Genomic DNA, 14,704 nt, shown 5'->3' with positions numbered 1-14,704 from the left:
ATAGCCATACTGACGTCTCCTGAACGAAAAAGCGGGTCGATGATGGGCGAGATCCTGGTGCTCTACTACAGCCGAGGCGGTTCGGTGGCACGGCTGGCGCGGCAGATAGCGCGGGGCATCGGCGAGGTCACCGGCATGAGCGCGCGGCTGCGCACGGTACCGGCCGTGGCACCGGTGACCGAGACCGCGCGCCCGCCGGTGCCCGAAGAGGGCGCCCCTTATGTGAGCATCGCCGACCTCGTCGAATGCGACGGCCTGCTGCTCGGCAGCCCTACCCGCTTCGGCAACATGGCCGCCCCAGTGAAGTACTTCCTGGATACGCTGGGCGCGGAGTGGGTCAACGGGACGTTGGCCGGCAAGCCGGCCGGTGTGTTCACGTCAACGGCATCGATGCACGGGGGGCAGGAATCCACCTTGCTGTCGATGCAGTTGCCGCTGCTGCACCATGGCTGCCTGATCGTCGGCATACCCTTCACCGAAGCAGCACTCAGCCACACCACGTCCGGCGGCACGCCCTACGGTGCAAGCCATGTGGCCGGCAGCAATGATGATCCGCAGCCCAGCGAGGATGAAGCGATCCTGGCCAGGGCGCTCGGGCGCCGTGTCGCCGATATCGCGCGGCGGCTGGCCTGATGGGCGCCTCGATGGCCCGCATCGTCCTGCTGCTGGCGCTGATGGGCCTGGCCGCCCTGTATGCCAGCTGGTTCATCAACGACCGCCATTGGCTGGCGGCGCAATTGGTGTTCACCGCCCCGCCGCTGGCATTGGCCATCGCCCTGCGCCTGGGGTGGCGAAAGGCCGGCTTCTGGTCGTCCGTACTCGCCCTGGGCTGGTTCAGCCATGGGGTGATGAGTGCCTGGAGCCACCCCGAAACCCGGGTGCTGGCGCTGGTCGCGATCCTGCTTTCACTCCTGGTCATCTTCGCCGCCAGCCTGCCGGGGCTGCGTGCCCGGTTCAGTCGGCGCCGTCCCTGACGCGCCCCGTCGCGCCCGGTATCATCCTGTTTCCTGTTCCCGCACTGCCGTTCCAGGCGCCGAAGACCTACCCATGATGGAAGACCTCCTGATCGTCACCACCGGTGGCACGATCGACAAGATCTATTTCGATGACAAGTCGGATTACCAGATCGGCGATCCGCAGATCGGCATGATCCTGCGCGAGCTGGGCGTGACGTTCCGCTTCAATGTCATCCCGATCCTGCGCAAGGACTCGCTGCACATCAGCGACGACGACCGCGAGCTGATCCGCGCGACCATCGCCGCGCAGCCTACCCGGCACGTGCTGGTCACCCACGGCACCGATTCCATGGTGGCCACCGGCAAGGTCCTGGCCACCATTGCGGACAAGACCATCGTGATGACCGGTGCACTGAGCCCGGCCCGCTTCCGCGGGTCGGACGCAGAGTTCAACATCGGTTGCGCGATCGGCGCGGTGCAGTCCATGCCCCATGGCGTCTACATCGCGATGAACGGCCGCATCTGGGATCCGCAGAGCGTGCGCAAGAACGTGGCGGAAAACCGCTTCGAAGCGGCCTGAGATTTTCCTGGAGAGGCACGGCGGTGACGGATCGCGTCCGTCACCCCCTCATCAACCGCTACAGCCCACCGCAACGCTTCAGCGGCTAGCGGCTAGCGGCTTCCAGCGCGCTGTCTACTGCACCCTTCGCGTTGGCGATACCGGCACCGCAGCCTTGACTGCAGGCTCCCGGCAGCGGCCGTGCCGTCGTCTTGAGAATGCCAACGACCTGGTCAGGGGTAAGCTTGCCATCAGCCGCCGATTGCATCAGCGCCACCACACCGGCAACGTGCGGAGCTGCCATCGAGGTGCCGTTGTAGACCGCGTAGCCCGGCCCCTCCGGTGTCGTGGTGCCGGTATTGAGCGTGGAGAGGATGCCCTCCCCGGGCGCCGCCAAGGTGATCCCCGCGCCATAGTTGGAGAAACTGGCGCGGGCACCACGCGAGGTCGTGGCCGCTACCGCCACCACGCCGCGGCAGCTGGCCGGAGTGAACCGTGATACGTCCGCATTGCTGTTTCCTGCCGCTACAACGACGGTTGCCCCGTTCCGGATCGCGGCGTCCACGGCCGCCTGCCAAGCACGATCGCAGGCCCCCTGCCCGCCCAGCGACAGGTTCAACACCTTGGCGGGGTTTGCATTGCGCGGAACGCCATTGACGGTGCCCCCTGCGGCCCAGACCATGCCATCGGCGATGTCCGACGTGTACCCGCCGCCCTTGCCGAGGACGCGGACGTGCACCAGCTTGGCGTCGAACGCCGTTCCGGCGACGCCTTGCCCGTTGTTGGTGGCCGCGGCCACGGTGCCGGCGACATGGGTTCCATGCCAGCTGGAGGACGAGCCCGACTGACTGTCGCCGACGTCATCCGGGTTGTCGTCGCGGCCATTGCCGTCGCCTGCCATGCTCGCGCTGCTGATGAAGTCGTATCCGGGGAGCGTATTGGCGTCCAGCTCCGGATGTCGGGTACGTCCGGTATCGATGATCGCCACCACCTGCCCGGCGCCGGTCGCTTTGTCCCAGGCCTGGCGGACGTTGAGTGATGCGTTGCTGTTGGAAAACCCCCACTGCTCGTTCAGACGCACATCATTGGGATCCAGCGCGGGCTGCAGGATGCGGTCGACCTGCACATGATCCACGTCGGGATCACTGGCCAGCGCCGCCATCCATGCGCCGGCCTCGGCACGGTCCATTGCCCGCTCGGCACGCACCACCATGGGCCCGGCGGCCATCTGCCGCAGCACCCGCATGTCGCCGGTTCCCACGTGCAGGCGCGATCCGGCACGGTCCAGTGCCGCCTGCATCGTGCTTTCACTGTGCTGCAGTGAACGTCCTCCGCGCAGGTGGACGATGAACTGCTGTTGAGGCTCCGGCTGCTCCAGGCCGCTTGTATCCACATCGCCAGCAACGGCCGATGCGCTGCACGCAGCCGCCAGCAGGCTTGAGATGACAAGGGACAGCACCGTTTTCTTGGAAGGTAGTTTCATGGTCATGTTCCGTCGTTGTTGGGTGGGTCTCCATGCTCTGCCCGCACGCCTGCAGCGGATATCAGGCTTCTGCGCGTCGGCCCACAGGGGCATGGCGCCATGCCCCCTCCGATGTCGTGCCACCCACAAAAAACGCCCCGGACAGGCCGGGGCGTCAACGACGTTTTTTCCAGACAGGAACGGATCAGTACTGCGCGCGCACCGTCAGCCCGGAGAAGGTGCTGTAGGCCTTGATCCGCACATGCCAAGTCCCGGCTGCGGGGCTGTTGATGGTGCAGGTTTCATTGTTGCCGCTCAGGTACGGCCGGCAGGTGTACACGGTGTCGGTCGGCGCACTGCCTTGGCGGACGTACAGATCCGCATCGCCGCTGCCGCCACTGATCGCCACCCGCAACTGCGTGGCACCGCTGGGCACGGTCACGGTGTAGTTCAGTGCTGCGCCCGATGCGGCCGACAGACTGCTCACCGCCACGTTGTTCTGCAGCACGGTGCCGGTGCCCGGATTCGGATTGCCGCCACCGCCACCCAGTGCAGCGGTGACCGCCGCATCGGCGTTGATGATGCCTGCGCCGCAGCCGCCGGAGCAGGCGCCGGGCAACGCACGCGCGGTGTTTTTGATGATGGTTTCCACCTGCGCCGGCGACAGCGGCGTCGGGGCGACGGACTGCATCAGCGCGACCACGCCGGCCACGTGCGGGGCCGCCATCGACGTGCCGTTATACGACGCGTAGGTGGGGCTGGCCGGCACGGTGGTGCCGGTATTGAGCGTGGACAGGATGCCTTGGCCCGGCGCGGAAATATCGATGCCGGCACCAAAGTTGGAGAAGCTGGCCTTCGCGCCGGTGCTGGTGGTCGCGGCCACCGCGATCACGTTGGCGCAGTTCGCCGGCACCGCCGAAGAGACGTTGACGGCGTCGTTGCCTGCAGCAACCACCACCGTGGTGCCCCGACCGACAGCGCCGTTGATCGCGTTCTGGTATGTCGTGGAGCAGCTGCCGCCCCCGCCGAGTGACATATTGATCACTTCTGCCGGGTTGGCGTTGGCCGGCACCCCGCTGACGGTACCGCCCGAGGCCCAGACAATGGCATCGGCGATATCGGAGGTGTAGCCGCCGCACTTGCCCAGCACACGCACCGGAACCACCTTCGCATTGAAGGCCGTGCCTGCCACCCCGGTGCTGTTGTTGGTCACCGCCGCAACGGTGCCGGCCACGTGGGTGCCATGCCAGCTTGAATTGGAGGCCGGGTAGCCCGCGCCGCACTCATTGGCCGCGTACCAGTCACCCTCATCGTTGGCGTTGCTGTCGCGGCCGCCGCCGTCGCGCGCCATCGCCGCATCGCTGATGAAGTCATAGCCGGGCAGGATGTTGGCATTGAGGTCCGGATGGTTGGTGATGCCGGTATCGATCACCGCCACGACCACCCCGGTGCCGGTGGCCTTGTCCCAGGCTGGGCGCACGTTGATGGAGGCATTGGAGGTGCCGAAGCCCCACTGCTCGCCGAGCCGCGCATCGTTGGGCACCAGCGTCGGGCGCATGATCTGGTCGACTTCCACGTATTCCACGTTGGGGTCGGCGGCAAGCTTGCGCATCAGCAGCTCAGCCTGCGCGGCATCCAGTGCCTGATCGGCACGCACGACGGTTGGGCCGATGGCCAATCGACGCACTTCCTGCAGCCCCAGCGCCCGGCCCTGGCTGACATTCAGGCCAGTGGCCGCCGTCTTGAGCGAGGTGGCCAGCGCGGTGCGCGTAGCCAGCGGCGCGCTGCCCTCGCGATATTTCACGATGAACTGCTTATGGCTGGGGGCGGAGGCCAGCCCGCTGAGATGGACATCGCCGGCGAAGGCCGGGGTGACGAGGAGCAGGGAGCCAAGCACGGACACTCCCATCACGACCAATGCACGCTGACGCAAACGCGGTTGCGAAACCTGGGACATCGGATTTCCTTTTCTGTTCTGGCATGGATGCCGGATTCGGCGATGGCCGGTCAGGTCCGCAGGCTGTACCACAATGGCGGGAACCGATGACCGGGGCGGGCAGCCCCCCGTGCACTGCCCACGTCTCGAAACTAGTCGTTCCGAGCCATTCACGACAATGTTTCAGCCCCACTTCAGGGACATGAAATGTCTGAAATGAGACTTTTGGTGTGTAAAATTTGTAAAGGTGAAGGAAATTTCACCTGTAGTTAACAGTCGTGGACTGTCCTTGGCCTGCCCCGCCGTGACCTTGCGGACAACAAAAAGCCCGTTGCGTAAACGGGCTTTCGGATGCAGGCCGCCGAGCGTGGCTCGGCGCTACCGTGGCGGCGCGCGGTACCGGTCGCGCCGAGCCATGCTCGGCGAACGGGTCCCGTCAGTCCATCAGGCCAGCTTGACCAACCAGCCATGGCGGTCCGGCAAGCGACCGTACTGGATGTCGGTCAGCTCTTTGCGAAGTGACAGCGTCACTTCACCGGCCGGTGCGGTGATGTCGCCCACTTCGAAGCCTTCGCCCTTCAACTGGCCGATCGGCGTCACCACCGCAGCGGTACCGCAGGCGAACACCTCGGTGATCTCACCAGAGGCCACGCCCTGCTTCCACTCGTCGATGCTGACCTTGCGCTCCACGACCTTCATGCCACGGTCGCGCGCCAGCTGCAGGATGCTTTCGCGGGTAATGCCTTCCAGGATGCTGCCCGACAGCTGCGGGGTCACCAGGGTGCCGTCCTTGTAGACCAGGAAGACGTTCATGCCGCCCAGCTCTTCCAGGTACTTGCCTTCGGTCGGGTCCAGGAACAGCACCTGCGAACAACCCTGTGCCTGCGCCTTCTGCTGCGGCAGCAGCGAAGCGGCGTAGTTGCCGCCGCACTTGGCGGCGCCGGTGCCGCCCTTGGCCGCACGCGCGTACTCGGTGGACAACCAGATGGCTACCGGTGCCACACCCTTGGCGAAGTACGGGCCGGCCGGGCTGGCAATCACGTAGTAGCCGGCCTTGTGTGCACCGCGCACGCCGAGGAAGGCCTCGTCGCCGATCATGAACGGACGGAAGTACAGGCTGGATTCGTCCGCCGACGGCACCCAGTCCTTGTCCAGCGCCACCAGCTGTTTCAGCGATTCAACGAAGATGTCGACCGGCAGCTCCGGCAGCGCCAAGCGCTGCGCCGAGCGCTGCAGGCGGCGACCATTGGCGTCGGGGCGGAAGGTCCACACCGAGCCGTCGGCATGGCGGTACGCCTTGATGCCCTCGAAGATCTCCTGACCGTAATGCAGCACGGCGGCAGCCGGATCCAGCAGCAGCGGACCGTACGGGCGCACGTTGGCGTTGTGCCAGCCGGTGTCCTTGTCCCAGCGCACTTCCACCATGTGGTCGGTGAAGTGCAGGCCGAAGCCCGGCTTTTCCAGGATGGCGGCGCGCTCATCGGCGCTGCGCGGGTGGGCCGAGCGGGTGACGTCGAAGCTGAGGTTGGACTGGGACACCGGATGTTTCCTGTTCTGGTTGCGGTTGTTGCCGGGATTCCACCACGCGGGCGGGGTACGGTCGGGTCAGAGCATGCCGGTTTCCAGACGCGCCGACTCGGACATCATGTGGCGGCCCCATGGCGGGTCGAACACCAGCTCCACGTCGGCCTGCGCCACGGTCGGAATGATTTCCAGCTTGCTGCGCACGTCATCGACCAGGATGTCGCCCATGCCGCAGCCGGGTGCGGTCAGGGTCATCTTGACGTCCACCTCGCGGCGGCCGTCGTCCAGATGCTTCAGGTCCACTTCGTAGACCAGACCCAGATCCACGATGTTGAACGGGATCTCCGGATCGAAGCAGGTGCGCAGCTGCTGCCACACCAGCTGTTCGACCTGTTCATCGCTGGCGTCGTCAGGCAGCTCCAGCGGAGCGGGGGCTTCCTTGCCGATGGCATCGCCATCCTTGCCGGCGATGCGGAAAAGATTGCCTTCGACGAACACCGTATAGCTGCCACCCAAGGCCTGGGTGATGTAGCCATAGCTGCCGGCGGGCAGGGTCACCGTTTCGCCCTGCGGGACCATGACGGCCTCGCAGTCGCGTTCGAAGTGGACTGGTTCACTGCTGCGGGAGTACATGAGGCTCGATGTGGGGGCTGCGGACGTGCCGCGCAAGCCGACATTTTAGCCCAGCGGCCCGGCGCCCGCCCGTGCACTGCGGCAAACCCAGTATCCTGTTGGCTACCAACGGGAAATCCGCATGCACTCTGCTGCTGTACGCACCAGGACCGTAACCTGGCTCTGGCCCCTGATGTATCTGCTCGGGGCCGGCACCGCCCTGCTGGCCTGGGTGTTCCTGGCCCTGTTGACCGGCCGCCAGATGGGCTGGATGGCCGTGTTGGTCGCCTTGGACCTGGTGTTCATGTTGCAGCTGGGCACGCTGCGCGGCGGCGCGTTGCGCGCCGTCCTGGTGACCGTCGGCACGCTGCTGGTGACTGCATTGGCGTGGTGGTGCATCGCCAGCGCCTGGCTGGGCGGCTCGATGGGCCTGGCACCGGTAGCGTCCGCCCTGCGGATGGGACCTCACCTGGCCTGGACCCTGATCACCCTGGCCAACGAGGTGATGGACTGGGCGTGGCTGCCGGTCGCGATGCTGCTCGGCGCCTGGCTGGGCGCGCGCGGCCGCCGCTGACGCGGGGGCGGTTTTCCCCGGCTACCGGACACGTTCCGCCGAGCACGGCTCGGCGCTACCGGTCTTGCTGACCGCCGGGCGGCATCTGCGCGCGGTGCGCTTCCGTAGCGCCGAGCCACGCTCGGCGGCTCTTCATCACGGCTACCGGACACGTTCCGCCGAGCACGGCTCGGCGCTACCGGACTTGCTGACCGCCGGGCGGTATCTGCATGCTGCGCGCTTCCGTAGCGCCGAGCCACGCTCGGCGGCTCTTCATCACGGCTACCGGACACGTTCCGCCGAGCACGGCTCGGCGCTACCGGACTTGCTGACCGCCGGGCGGTTCCGGGCCCTTAGTGCCCGCCATCCAGCGCCTTCAATTCGCTGACCAGGCTGCTCGCCGCCGCTGCGCCATCGCCGTACAGCATCCGCGTGTTGTCCGCATAGAACAGCGCATTCTCGATCCCCGCAAACCCCGTCCCACGGCCGCGTTTGATCACCACCACGTTGCGCGCGTTCACCACGTCCAGGATCGGCATGCCGTAGATCGGGCTTGCCGGATCGGTGCGCGCCACCGGGTTCACCACGTCGTTGGCGCCGATCACCAGCACCACATCGGTGTTGGGGAACTCGGGATTGATGTCATCCATGTCCGCGATCAGGTCGTACGGCACACCGGCTTCGGCCAGCAGCACGTTCATGTGGCCGGGCATGCGGCCAGCGACGGGATGAATGGCGAATTTCACTTTCACGCCGCGTGCGATCAGCCGCTGCGCCAGTTCCCAGATCTTGTGCTGGGCCTGCGCCACCGCCATGCCATACCCCGGCACCACCACCACCCGTTCGGCATAGGCCATCATCGCCGCCACGTCCGATGCATCGATCGGCTTCTGCGCGCCGGTGATTTCCTGCGCCTCACCCCCGGCGTTGCCGCCGAAGTTGGAGAACAGCACGTTGCTGATCGGCCGGTTCATGGCCTTGGCCATCAACCGCGTCAGCAGGATGCCGGCCGCGCCGACCATCATGCCCGCAATGATCAGGGCTTCGTTGCCCAGCACATACCCTTCAAAGGACACCGCCAGGCCGGTGAACGCGTTGTACAGCGAGATCACCACCGGCATGTCCGCGCCGCCGATCGGCAGCGTCATCAGAACGCCCAGTGCGAGCGCCAGCACGAAGAAGGCCACGATCGCCCAGCTGCTCAGCGTGGTCGCTGCCACGATGCCCAGGATCACCACGGCCAGCGCCACGATCAGGTTCAGCGCCTGCTGCCCCGGCCAGGTGACCCGCTTGTCCAGGCGACCGTCCAGCTTCGCCCAGGCAATCACTGAACCGGACAGCGACACCGCGCCGATCGCCGCACCGGTCACCGCCAAGGCGATGACCATTGCCGACGGCTGGCGCGCGGCCAGATCGGCCAGCGCCTGCGCGCTCCAGTGCGTGGTATCGCGGTTGGCCAGCGCTGACCAGCGCAGCAGCTCCACCGCGCCGATGGCCGCGGCCGAGCCACCGCCCATGCCGTTGTACAGCGCCACCATCTGCGGCATGTCGGTGATGGCGACCTTGCCAGCCGACCACCACGCCAGCCCGCCCCCCAACGCCAGCGCAACCAGGATCAGCGGGATGTTGTGCAGCTCGGGCAGGAAGAACGTCGCGACCGTGGCCAGCAGCATGCCCACGCCCGCCCAGCGGATGCCGCTGCGCGCGGTCACCGGCGATGCCATGCGCTGCAGGCCGAGCAGGAACAGGGTGGCAGCGACGAGGTAGCTGGCCTTGACCAGCCAGTCGAGCAGCTCAGGGGTACTGATGTTCACGACTGCGACTCCTTGCTGGCGTCGGTGTCGGCCGGCTTGACGCTCGGCTTGAACATTTCCAGCATGCGCGCGGTGACCACATAGCCGCCGGCCGCATTGCCGGCACCCAGCACGACCGCCAGGAAACCGAGGATCTTCTCCAGCGGCGTCTGGGCATGCCCCAGCACCACCATCGCACCGATCAACACGATGCCGTGGATGAAGTTCGACCCGGACATCAACGGCGTATGCAGGATCACCGGCACCCGCGAGATGATGACGTGGCCGGCGATGGCCGCCAGCATGAAGATGTACAGCGCTACGAATCCGTCACTCACCGGCAACGCTCCCGCTCTGTGATGTAGCCCCATCATAACCACGCGCTGAACCGCGTGCGGCCTGCGGTCAACCTTGCCGCTGCCCGCGCGTTGTTCTTGGTACGCCCCATGAAGGACCCGTACCCTGTGCTGGTGAGTCCGCTTGCTGCCACCGCTGCTGCGCCACCTGCTTCGCTGGACGCTTTCCTGGCCAGTGTGGGGCCGCGTGCGTTCCGCTTCGCCGAGGCCGGCCTGCGCCAGCGCGAAGATGCCCTGGACGCGGTGCAGGACAGCCTCATGCGCATGCTGGACTACCGCGACAGGCCGGCCGCCGAATGGCCACCGCTGTTCTGGAGCATCCTGCGTCGCCGCGTGATCGACATGCAGCGCCGGCGCCGCTTCCGCCTGCCGTTCTGGCGCGACAACGTGGATAGCCAAGGCGAGCCGGTGGATTGGGCCGACGAAGGGCCCGGCCCCGCCGAAGTGCATGCGCAGCGCGCGCAGTACGAAGCGCTGGTGCAGGCGCTGCGCCTGTTGCCGGCCCGCCAGCGTGAAGCCTTTACGCTGCGCGTGCTGCAGGATCTGGACGGCGCTACCACCGCGCGCGCCATGGGCTGCAGCGAAGGCGCCGTAAAAACCCACTTGGCGCGCGCCCGCGACGCGCTGAGAATCCTGATGGAGAACCCGACGTGAGCCGCACCCTGCCCCCCGACAACCAGTTGCACGCGCTGCACCAGCATGCCGTGCAAGCGCTGTCGCCTGCCACGTTGGCCCGCCTTCGCAGCGCACGGCACGCCACGGCCCCGTCGCGGCGCAGCCCCGCGTGGTGGATGGCCACCGCATTCGCGGGGGTCGCCGCGCTGGGTATCGGCCTCAGCCTGCAGATGCGTGAGGCGCCTTCCTCTACGGTTGCGCCGATGGTGGCGGCGCTGGAAAGCGATGGCGGCGCACTGGATGAAAACCCCGACCTCTACCTGTGGCTGGGCAACACCGACCTGGCGATGGAGTGAACCGATGAAGATGCCCTCCCCTTCTTTCCTGCTCGCCGCCCTGCTGATGATGACGGCCAGCGCGACGGTATCGGCGCAGACTGCGCCACCTGCATGGGAACAGCTGAGCCCTGCCCAGCGCGATGCGCTGGTGGCGCCGCTACGTGATCGCTGGAACAGCGCTCCGCCCGACCAGCGCCAACGCATGCTCAACCACGGCCAACGCTGGCAGGCGATGACGCCCGACCAGCGCGATCAGGCCCGCAAAGGCATGCGTCGCTTCGACGGCATGAGTCCGCAGCAACGCGAGCAGGCCCGCGCCCTGTTCGGCAAGATGCGCGGCATGACGCCCGAGCAGCGCGCCGAACTGCGCACCCGTTGGGGCAGCATGACCCAGGACCAGCGCCAGCAATGGGTGCGGGACAACCCGCCGCCCCCGCGCAACCGCGACTGAGCTGACGTGTTCTGTCCTAGCTTGGCTTGGCTTGGCTTGGCTTGGCCTGGCTTGGCCTGGCTTGGCTTGGCTCGCACGGCTCTGATCTGCCCGGCCCTGCCCGGCTCGGCTCTGGCCGGTGCTGCTCTGCCCGGCTCTGCCCGGCTCTGCTCGCCTCTGCTCGCCTCTGCTCGGCTCTGCTCTGCTCTGCTCGGCTCTGCTCGGCTCGGCTCGGCTCGGCTCTGCTCGGCTCGGCTCGGCTCGGCTCTGCTCGGCTCGGCTCTGCTCTGCTCGGCTCGGCTCTGCTCTGCCCGGCTCGGCTCGGCTCGGCTCTGCTCTGCTCGGCTCTGCTCGGCTCTGCTCGGCTCGGCTCTGCTCTGCCCGGCTCTGCTCGGCTCTGCTCGCCTCTGCTCGGTAGAGCCGACTTCAGTCGGCTGCTCTCCCGGGCACCGCGCCGTCAGCCAGCCGCCACCCAGCGCGTCTTTGCCAGCAGCTCATCGTCCCAATCAAACCGGACCTCACCCTCCTGCACGAACAGGCTGACGAAGTTCAGCACATTCCGCGCGTACATCTCACTGGCATGCGTGGCGCCAAGGCTGGCCAGGTTCAGCGGCCCATCCACCATCACCCCTCCGTGCTCGATGCACTCACCCGGCACCGTCAGCGCGCAGTTGCCACCGCTCTCCGCTGCCAGGTCCACGATCACACTGCCAGGGGCCATCCCTTCCACCATTGCCTGACTCAGGATCACCGGTGCCGTCCGTCCCGGCACCGCCGCCGTGCAGATCACCACATCCACGCCACGCAGATGGTCGGCCAAGCGCTGCTGCTGCAGCGCGCGTTCTTCATCGGTCAGCGCACGCGCGTAACCGCCCTCGCCCGCCGCACTGACCCCGAGATCCAGAAAACGTGCACCCAGCGACTGGATCTGCTCACGCGTCTCCGGCCGCACGTCGAAGCCTTCAACCTGCGCCCCCAGCCGACGCGCGGTGGCAATCGCCTGCAGGCCCGCCACGCCCGCCCCCACCACCAGCACCTTCGCCGGGCGCACCGTGCCGGCGGCCGTGGTCAGCATCGGGAAGAAGCGCGGCGCGCGCTGTGCTGCGATCAGCGCCGCCTTGTAGCCGGCCATGCCCGCCTGCGAACTCAACACATCCATCGATTGCGCGCGCGACGTGCGTGGCAACTGCTGCAGCGGGAAGAGGTGCAGACCGGGCTGTGCCACCAGATCCGCCAGACCTGCATCGCGTGCCGGATTCAACAGACCGACCACGCTGGCTCCGGACTTCAGGCGCTGCAGCCTGGTCGCGTCCGGCGCCTGCACGCACAGCAGCACATCGATTTCCGCCCACCGGCTGTCGTCCACGCTGAGCGCGCCCGCATCCAGATACGCCTGATCGGTGAATCCCGCCGCCACCCCCGCACCCGGTTCGAACCAGACGGTTGCGCCCCGGGCCACGAGTTTCTTGGTTGTCTCCGGCGTGAGCGCGACCCGCCGCTCGCCTGCTGCGGTTTCCTTGACGCCCAGCAACGCTACGGACATGCGATTCCCCGCCGAAGAATGAATCCCGATGGTAGCGCGCGCATCGGGGTGGGGGTAGCGCCGAGCCACGCCCGGCGAGCGAAGCGGCAGACGCTCCAGCGGCTTCCACCGCTCTTCTATCCCCCGCCACCCCGTGCCTCTGCCTCAGACAACACTTGGATCGTTGATGCAGTGCGCTTCAACGCTGATCTCAAACGCCTGCTTCGCCTTGGACAATTGCTCGAGATACGCCGCGTTCCCCTCGTAGACGATCGAAGAAAGAAACCCCTCGGAGCTGCTTACGAAGGCATTCACGGGCGCAAAACCGCCGTCCACCTGAAGCACCACCGTTGCCACGTGCAGCGCGGCGGCTTTATTGGGGAATGCGATGGATTCATTGAAGACCGGCTTTCCACGCAGTGTTCGTCGGAGCGCGATACCGCCACCCCCTACTGCACGCTGGACATCGTTTATTTCATCAACCTGACGCTGCCACAGCACAGCGGTTTCGGGACTCAGGCACGCTTTCGCCTCTTCGAGAATCAATCGCTCCAGCTCGGATAGAGGAGTCAGACGCGAGAAGAGAGAGCTGAGCATCGACTTCATCGCGCGCCCGCCTTTCTTCTGCAAGTACGAACCGACTTGAGGCATTCCTGTGCCTTCCGCATTCCCTGCTCCTGTAAGTTGCACATCTACACCATCCTCCTTGAATCAGCACAAGTCCAAGGCTTTCGCCCAGCATCTCCGCTGCCACGCCGCCCCACTTATTCGACGCATGAATTCTTGAGGGCTGACGCGACAGTGGGATGCACAGGATGGCTGAGCATCAACTCCCGAATGAGCCTGCACTCCACGACAAAGCGCCTGATGTCAGGAACGGACAATAGTCCACCACCTTTACCGACACCACCCAGATAGATCTACACCCTGCTCCCTTCACGAGTCTCAACACCAGCAACCCGACGTCCATTGGAGGTGCGGTACAGAACCGTGCCAACCATCCCCCGCCCATTGACCTCCGCAGACTGGATATCTGCGTAGATGGATTTATCATCGACCCCCGCGTGGCTATACATGAAAAGGAGGCCTACGGCGAAGGCGAAGGCAGCCAAAGCCAAGCTCAAAATCGCCAGCTTCATATCTCGACCCCAGTACACGCCGTCTTGAAGGATTTTATTCAACCTCCCGACGTAGTCAGCCACGCGGCTTCGGCGGCAACGCGGTTTTCAAAACCAATATTGCAACCTCAAACAAAATGTACGCCGACCCCAGAATTGCCAGATAGATCCATCCACTCGCCACACCAGGCCCGCAATACGGCTGAGTAAGGCAGATGAAAATTCTAGAAATGGTAACCACATCTATAGCTAAAGCTGCGATGACGATTATTACCGCAAGGAAGAGGTAAATGCGCCTCCCCTCGTTCACGGCCCCCTTAGTGACGAACCACGATCTCAGCGGGATCGCCCCTGTCGCGAACAACCCTATAAACCCCATGACGTAGACGAGTACGCTCATTTAGTCCTCAACAGCTGCCTAAGCAAATTACCTGGGAAGAATGTTCCCGCCTCCACATAAGGGAACGACGGATTCCCACTCAAAGCGGAAGACGACATAATTGCGCATTCGAATGGGCCGGCAGAAGGAAGGTCCATGGCGTTGGAGATTACATTCTCCTCTTCTGCTTGCGATGTACTTTTGCAAGAAGACTCCACCTTCTGCCCATCATGAAACTTGCTAAACTGCACGATATTTGCAGCATCACCGGTGACGATCCCACCGCTTCCGCCCCCGGTTGCGGCACCATATGCTCCCGCAGGATCGTATAGGGCAGGACCGCCTGAACCATCGCCGCGCGACGTGTAGACCGCTGCGTGATCTCGAATACCGCCATGTCCGACTGTCGTCAGCAGGCATGTCTTCAGTCCAAGGGAGTCAATTGCCCCGAGCGGGCTTCCAGCGACGTAGCCATACGTATTCGTCCCCCCTTCCAACCCGATTGGATCACTCTGCACATACCGCCCCACCCCCGCATCATAATCCCGCTG

At 65.6% G+C, this 14,704-nt stretch carries 16 protein-coding genes and 1 pseudogene; 7 read left to right on the top strand and 10 right to left on the bottom strand.

The genetic code is table 11. From position 1 onward, the window contains the following. The first annotated feature begins 42 nt into the window (after positions 1 to 42). From wrbA to IFT58_RS17095, 3 genes are all read left to right on the top strand, one after another. Positions 43 to 633 (top strand): NAD(P)H:quinone oxidoreductase, encoded by a 591-nt coding sequence (gene wrbA / locus IFT58_RS17105; RefSeq protein ID WP_192096320.1) that lies wholly within the window; start codon positions 43 to 45, stop codon positions 631 to 633. Further along, entirely contained in the window at positions 633 to 974 is a 342-nt protein-coding gene (locus tag IFT58_RS17100) for a DUF2069 domain-containing protein (protein ID WP_192081048.1), read from the top strand. The genes wrbA and IFT58_RS17100 overlap by 1 nt, the downstream gene beginning before the upstream one ends. Before the next feature lie 76 nt (positions 975 to 1,050). Further along, positions 1,051 to 1,536: an asparaginase domain-containing protein gene (locus IFT58_RS17095; protein WP_188327360.1), complete on the top strand. Its 486-nt coding sequence runs from the start codon at positions 1,051 to 1,053 to the stop codon at positions 1,534 to 1,536. 103 nt (positions 1,537 to 1,639) lie between these two features. On the opposite strand, the pseudogene IFT58_RS17090 reads toward IFT58_RS17095, so the two are convergent. The 4 genes and pseudogenes from IFT58_RS17090 to sufT all read right to left on the bottom strand — a co-directional run. Continuing rightward, positions 1,640 to 3,004: pseudogene (locus tag IFT58_RS17090) on the bottom strand (S8 family peptidase); the annotation flags it as partial. A 178-nt stretch (positions 3,005 to 3,182) separates the two neighbouring features. Beyond that, entirely contained in the window at positions 3,183 to 4,934 is a 1,752-nt protein-coding gene (locus IFT58_RS17085; protein ID WP_192080864.1) for a S8 family peptidase, read from the bottom strand. A gap of 423 nt (positions 4,935 to 5,357) precedes the next feature. After that, positions 5,358 to 6,452 (bottom strand): branched-chain amino acid aminotransferase, encoded by a 1,095-nt coding sequence (locus IFT58_RS17080; RefSeq protein ID WP_192080863.1) that lies wholly within the window; start codon positions 6,450 to 6,452, stop codon positions 5,358 to 5,360. Between the two features lie 66 nt (positions 6,453 to 6,518). Then, a complete protein-coding gene (gene sufT, locus IFT58_RS17075) occupies positions 6,519 to 7,070 on the bottom strand; it encodes a putative Fe-S cluster assembly protein SufT (protein WP_188324984.1) in 552 nt (183 codons plus the stop codon). Positions 7,071 to 7,191: 121 nt separating this feature from the next. Here sufT and IFT58_RS17070 point away from each other — a divergent pair, with 121 nt between their 5' ends. After that, positions 7,192 to 7,623: a hypothetical protein gene (locus IFT58_RS17070; RefSeq protein WP_192080862.1), complete on the top strand. Its 432-nt coding sequence runs from the start codon at positions 7,192 to 7,194 to the stop codon at positions 7,621 to 7,623. Positions 7,624 to 7,955: 332 nt separating this feature from the next. On the opposite strand, the gene IFT58_RS17065 is transcribed toward IFT58_RS17070, so the two are convergent. After that, entirely contained in the window at positions 7,956 to 9,416 is a 1,461-nt protein-coding gene (locus IFT58_RS17065) for an NAD(P)(+) transhydrogenase (Re/Si-specific) subunit beta (protein WP_192080861.1), read from the bottom strand. Continuing rightward, positions 9,413 to 9,733 (bottom strand): NAD(P) transhydrogenase subunit alpha, encoded by a 321-nt coding sequence (locus IFT58_RS17060; protein WP_188324987.1) that lies wholly within the window; start codon positions 9,731 to 9,733, stop codon positions 9,413 to 9,415. The genes IFT58_RS17065 and IFT58_RS17060 overlap by 4 nt, the downstream gene beginning before the upstream one ends. Before the next feature lie 108 nt (positions 9,734 to 9,841). Between IFT58_RS17060 and IFT58_RS17055 the strand changes: the two genes are divergently transcribed. Genes IFT58_RS17055 through IFT58_RS17045 form a run of 3 tightly spaced genes read left to right on the top strand, consistent with a single transcriptional unit; the run spans position 9,842 to position 11,155 of the window. Continuing rightward, positions 9,842 to 10,405: an RNA polymerase sigma factor gene (locus IFT58_RS17055; RefSeq protein WP_192080860.1), complete on the top strand. Its 564-nt coding sequence runs from the start codon at positions 9,842 to 9,844 to the stop codon at positions 10,403 to 10,405. Further along, positions 10,402 to 10,722, top strand: a complete 321-nt coding sequence (locus tag IFT58_RS17050; protein WP_192080859.1) for a hypothetical protein — start codon at positions 10,402 to 10,404, stop codon at positions 10,720 to 10,722. The genes IFT58_RS17055 and IFT58_RS17050 overlap by 4 nt, the downstream gene beginning before the upstream one ends. Positions 10,723 to 10,768: 46 nt before the next feature. Beyond that, positions 10,769 to 11,155 carry a DUF3106 domain-containing protein gene (locus IFT58_RS17045; RefSeq protein WP_249405092.1) on the top strand — a complete coding sequence of 129 codons (387 nt, stop codon included), beginning with the start codon at positions 10,769 to 10,771 and terminating at the stop codon, positions 11,153 to 11,155. A 436-nt stretch (positions 11,156 to 11,591) separates the two neighbouring features. Here the strand turns inward: IFT58_RS17045 and IFT58_RS17040 are convergent, their stop codons facing one another. From IFT58_RS17040 to IFT58_RS17025, 4 genes are all read right to left on the bottom strand, one after another. After that, on the bottom strand, positions 11,592 to 12,677 hold the full coding sequence (locus IFT58_RS17040; RefSeq protein WP_192080857.1) for an NAD(P) transhydrogenase subunit alpha: 1,086 nt from the start codon (positions 12,675 to 12,677) through the stop codon (positions 11,592 to 11,594). A 144-nt stretch (positions 12,678 to 12,821) separates the two neighbouring features. Further along, positions 12,822 to 13,262, bottom strand: coding sequence for a hypothetical protein (locus tag IFT58_RS17035; RefSeq protein WP_192096286.1), 441 nt, complete (start codon positions 13,260 to 13,262; stop codon positions 12,822 to 12,824). Positions 13,263 to 13,850: 588 nt separating this feature from the next. Beyond that, on the bottom strand, positions 13,851 to 14,174 hold the full coding sequence (locus tag IFT58_RS17030; protein ID WP_192096284.1) for a hypothetical protein: 324 nt from the start codon (positions 14,172 to 14,174) through the stop codon (positions 13,851 to 13,853). Continuing rightward, positions 14,171 to 14,704 (bottom strand): RHS repeat-associated core domain-containing protein (locus IFT58_RS17025; protein WP_342029583.1); only part of this gene is annotated, 534 nt, incomplete at its 5' end. The genes IFT58_RS17025 and IFT58_RS17030, both read right to left, overlap by 4 nt.

It is taken from the genome of Stenotrophomonas sp. CFBP 13718 (assembly GCF_014842145.1).
In the GTDB taxonomy this organism is placed as follows: Bacteria; Pseudomonadota; Gammaproteobacteria; order Xanthomonadales; family Xanthomonadaceae; genus Stenotrophomonas.
The sequence above is the reverse complement of the archived record's forward strand: the minus strand, read 5'-3'. Positions and strand labels throughout refer to the sequence as shown.

Bases quoted from the DNA above. Each gene is read 5' to 3' on its own strand.
- IFT58_RS17100 (WP_192081048.1), top strand. From the start codon at position 633: ATGGGCGCCTCGATGGCCCGCATCGTCCTGCTGCTGGCGCTGATGGGC.
- IFT58_RS17085 (WP_192080864.1), bottom strand. From the start codon at position 4,934: ATGTCCCAGGTTTCGCAACCGCGTTTGCGTCAGCGTGCATTGGTCGTG.
- wrbA (WP_192096320.1), top strand. From the start codon at position 43: ATGGGCGAGATCCTGGTGCTCTACTACAGCCGAGGCGGTTCGGTGGCA.
- IFT58_RS17045 (WP_249405092.1), top strand. From the start codon at position 10,769: ATGATGACGGCCAGCGCGACGGTATCGGCGCAGACTGCGCCACCTGCA.
- IFT58_RS17040 (WP_192080857.1), bottom strand. From the start codon at position 12,677: ATGTCCGTAGCGTTGCTGGGCGTCAAGGAAACCGCAGCAGGCGAGCGG.
- sufT (WP_188324984.1), bottom strand. From the start codon at position 7,070: ATGTACTCCCGCAGCAGTGAACCAGTCCACTTCGAACGCGACTGCGAG.
- IFT58_RS17035 (WP_192096286.1), bottom strand. From the start codon at position 13,262: ATGAAGTCGATGCTCAGCTCTCTCTTCTCGCGTCTGACTCCTCTATCC.
- IFT58_RS17055 (WP_192080860.1), top strand. From the start codon at position 9,842: ATGAAGGACCCGTACCCTGTGCTGGTGAGTCCGCTTGCTGCCACCGCT.
- IFT58_RS17030 (WP_192096284.1), bottom strand. From the start codon at position 14,174: ATGAGCGTACTCGTCTACGTCATGGGGTTTATAGGGTTGTTCGCGACA.
- IFT58_RS17070 (WP_192080862.1), top strand. From the start codon at position 7,192: ATGCACTCTGCTGCTGTACGCACCAGGACCGTAACCTGGCTCTGGCCC.
- IFT58_RS17095 (WP_188327360.1), top strand. From the start codon at position 1,051: ATGGAAGACCTCCTGATCGTCACCACCGGTGGCACGATCGACAAGATC.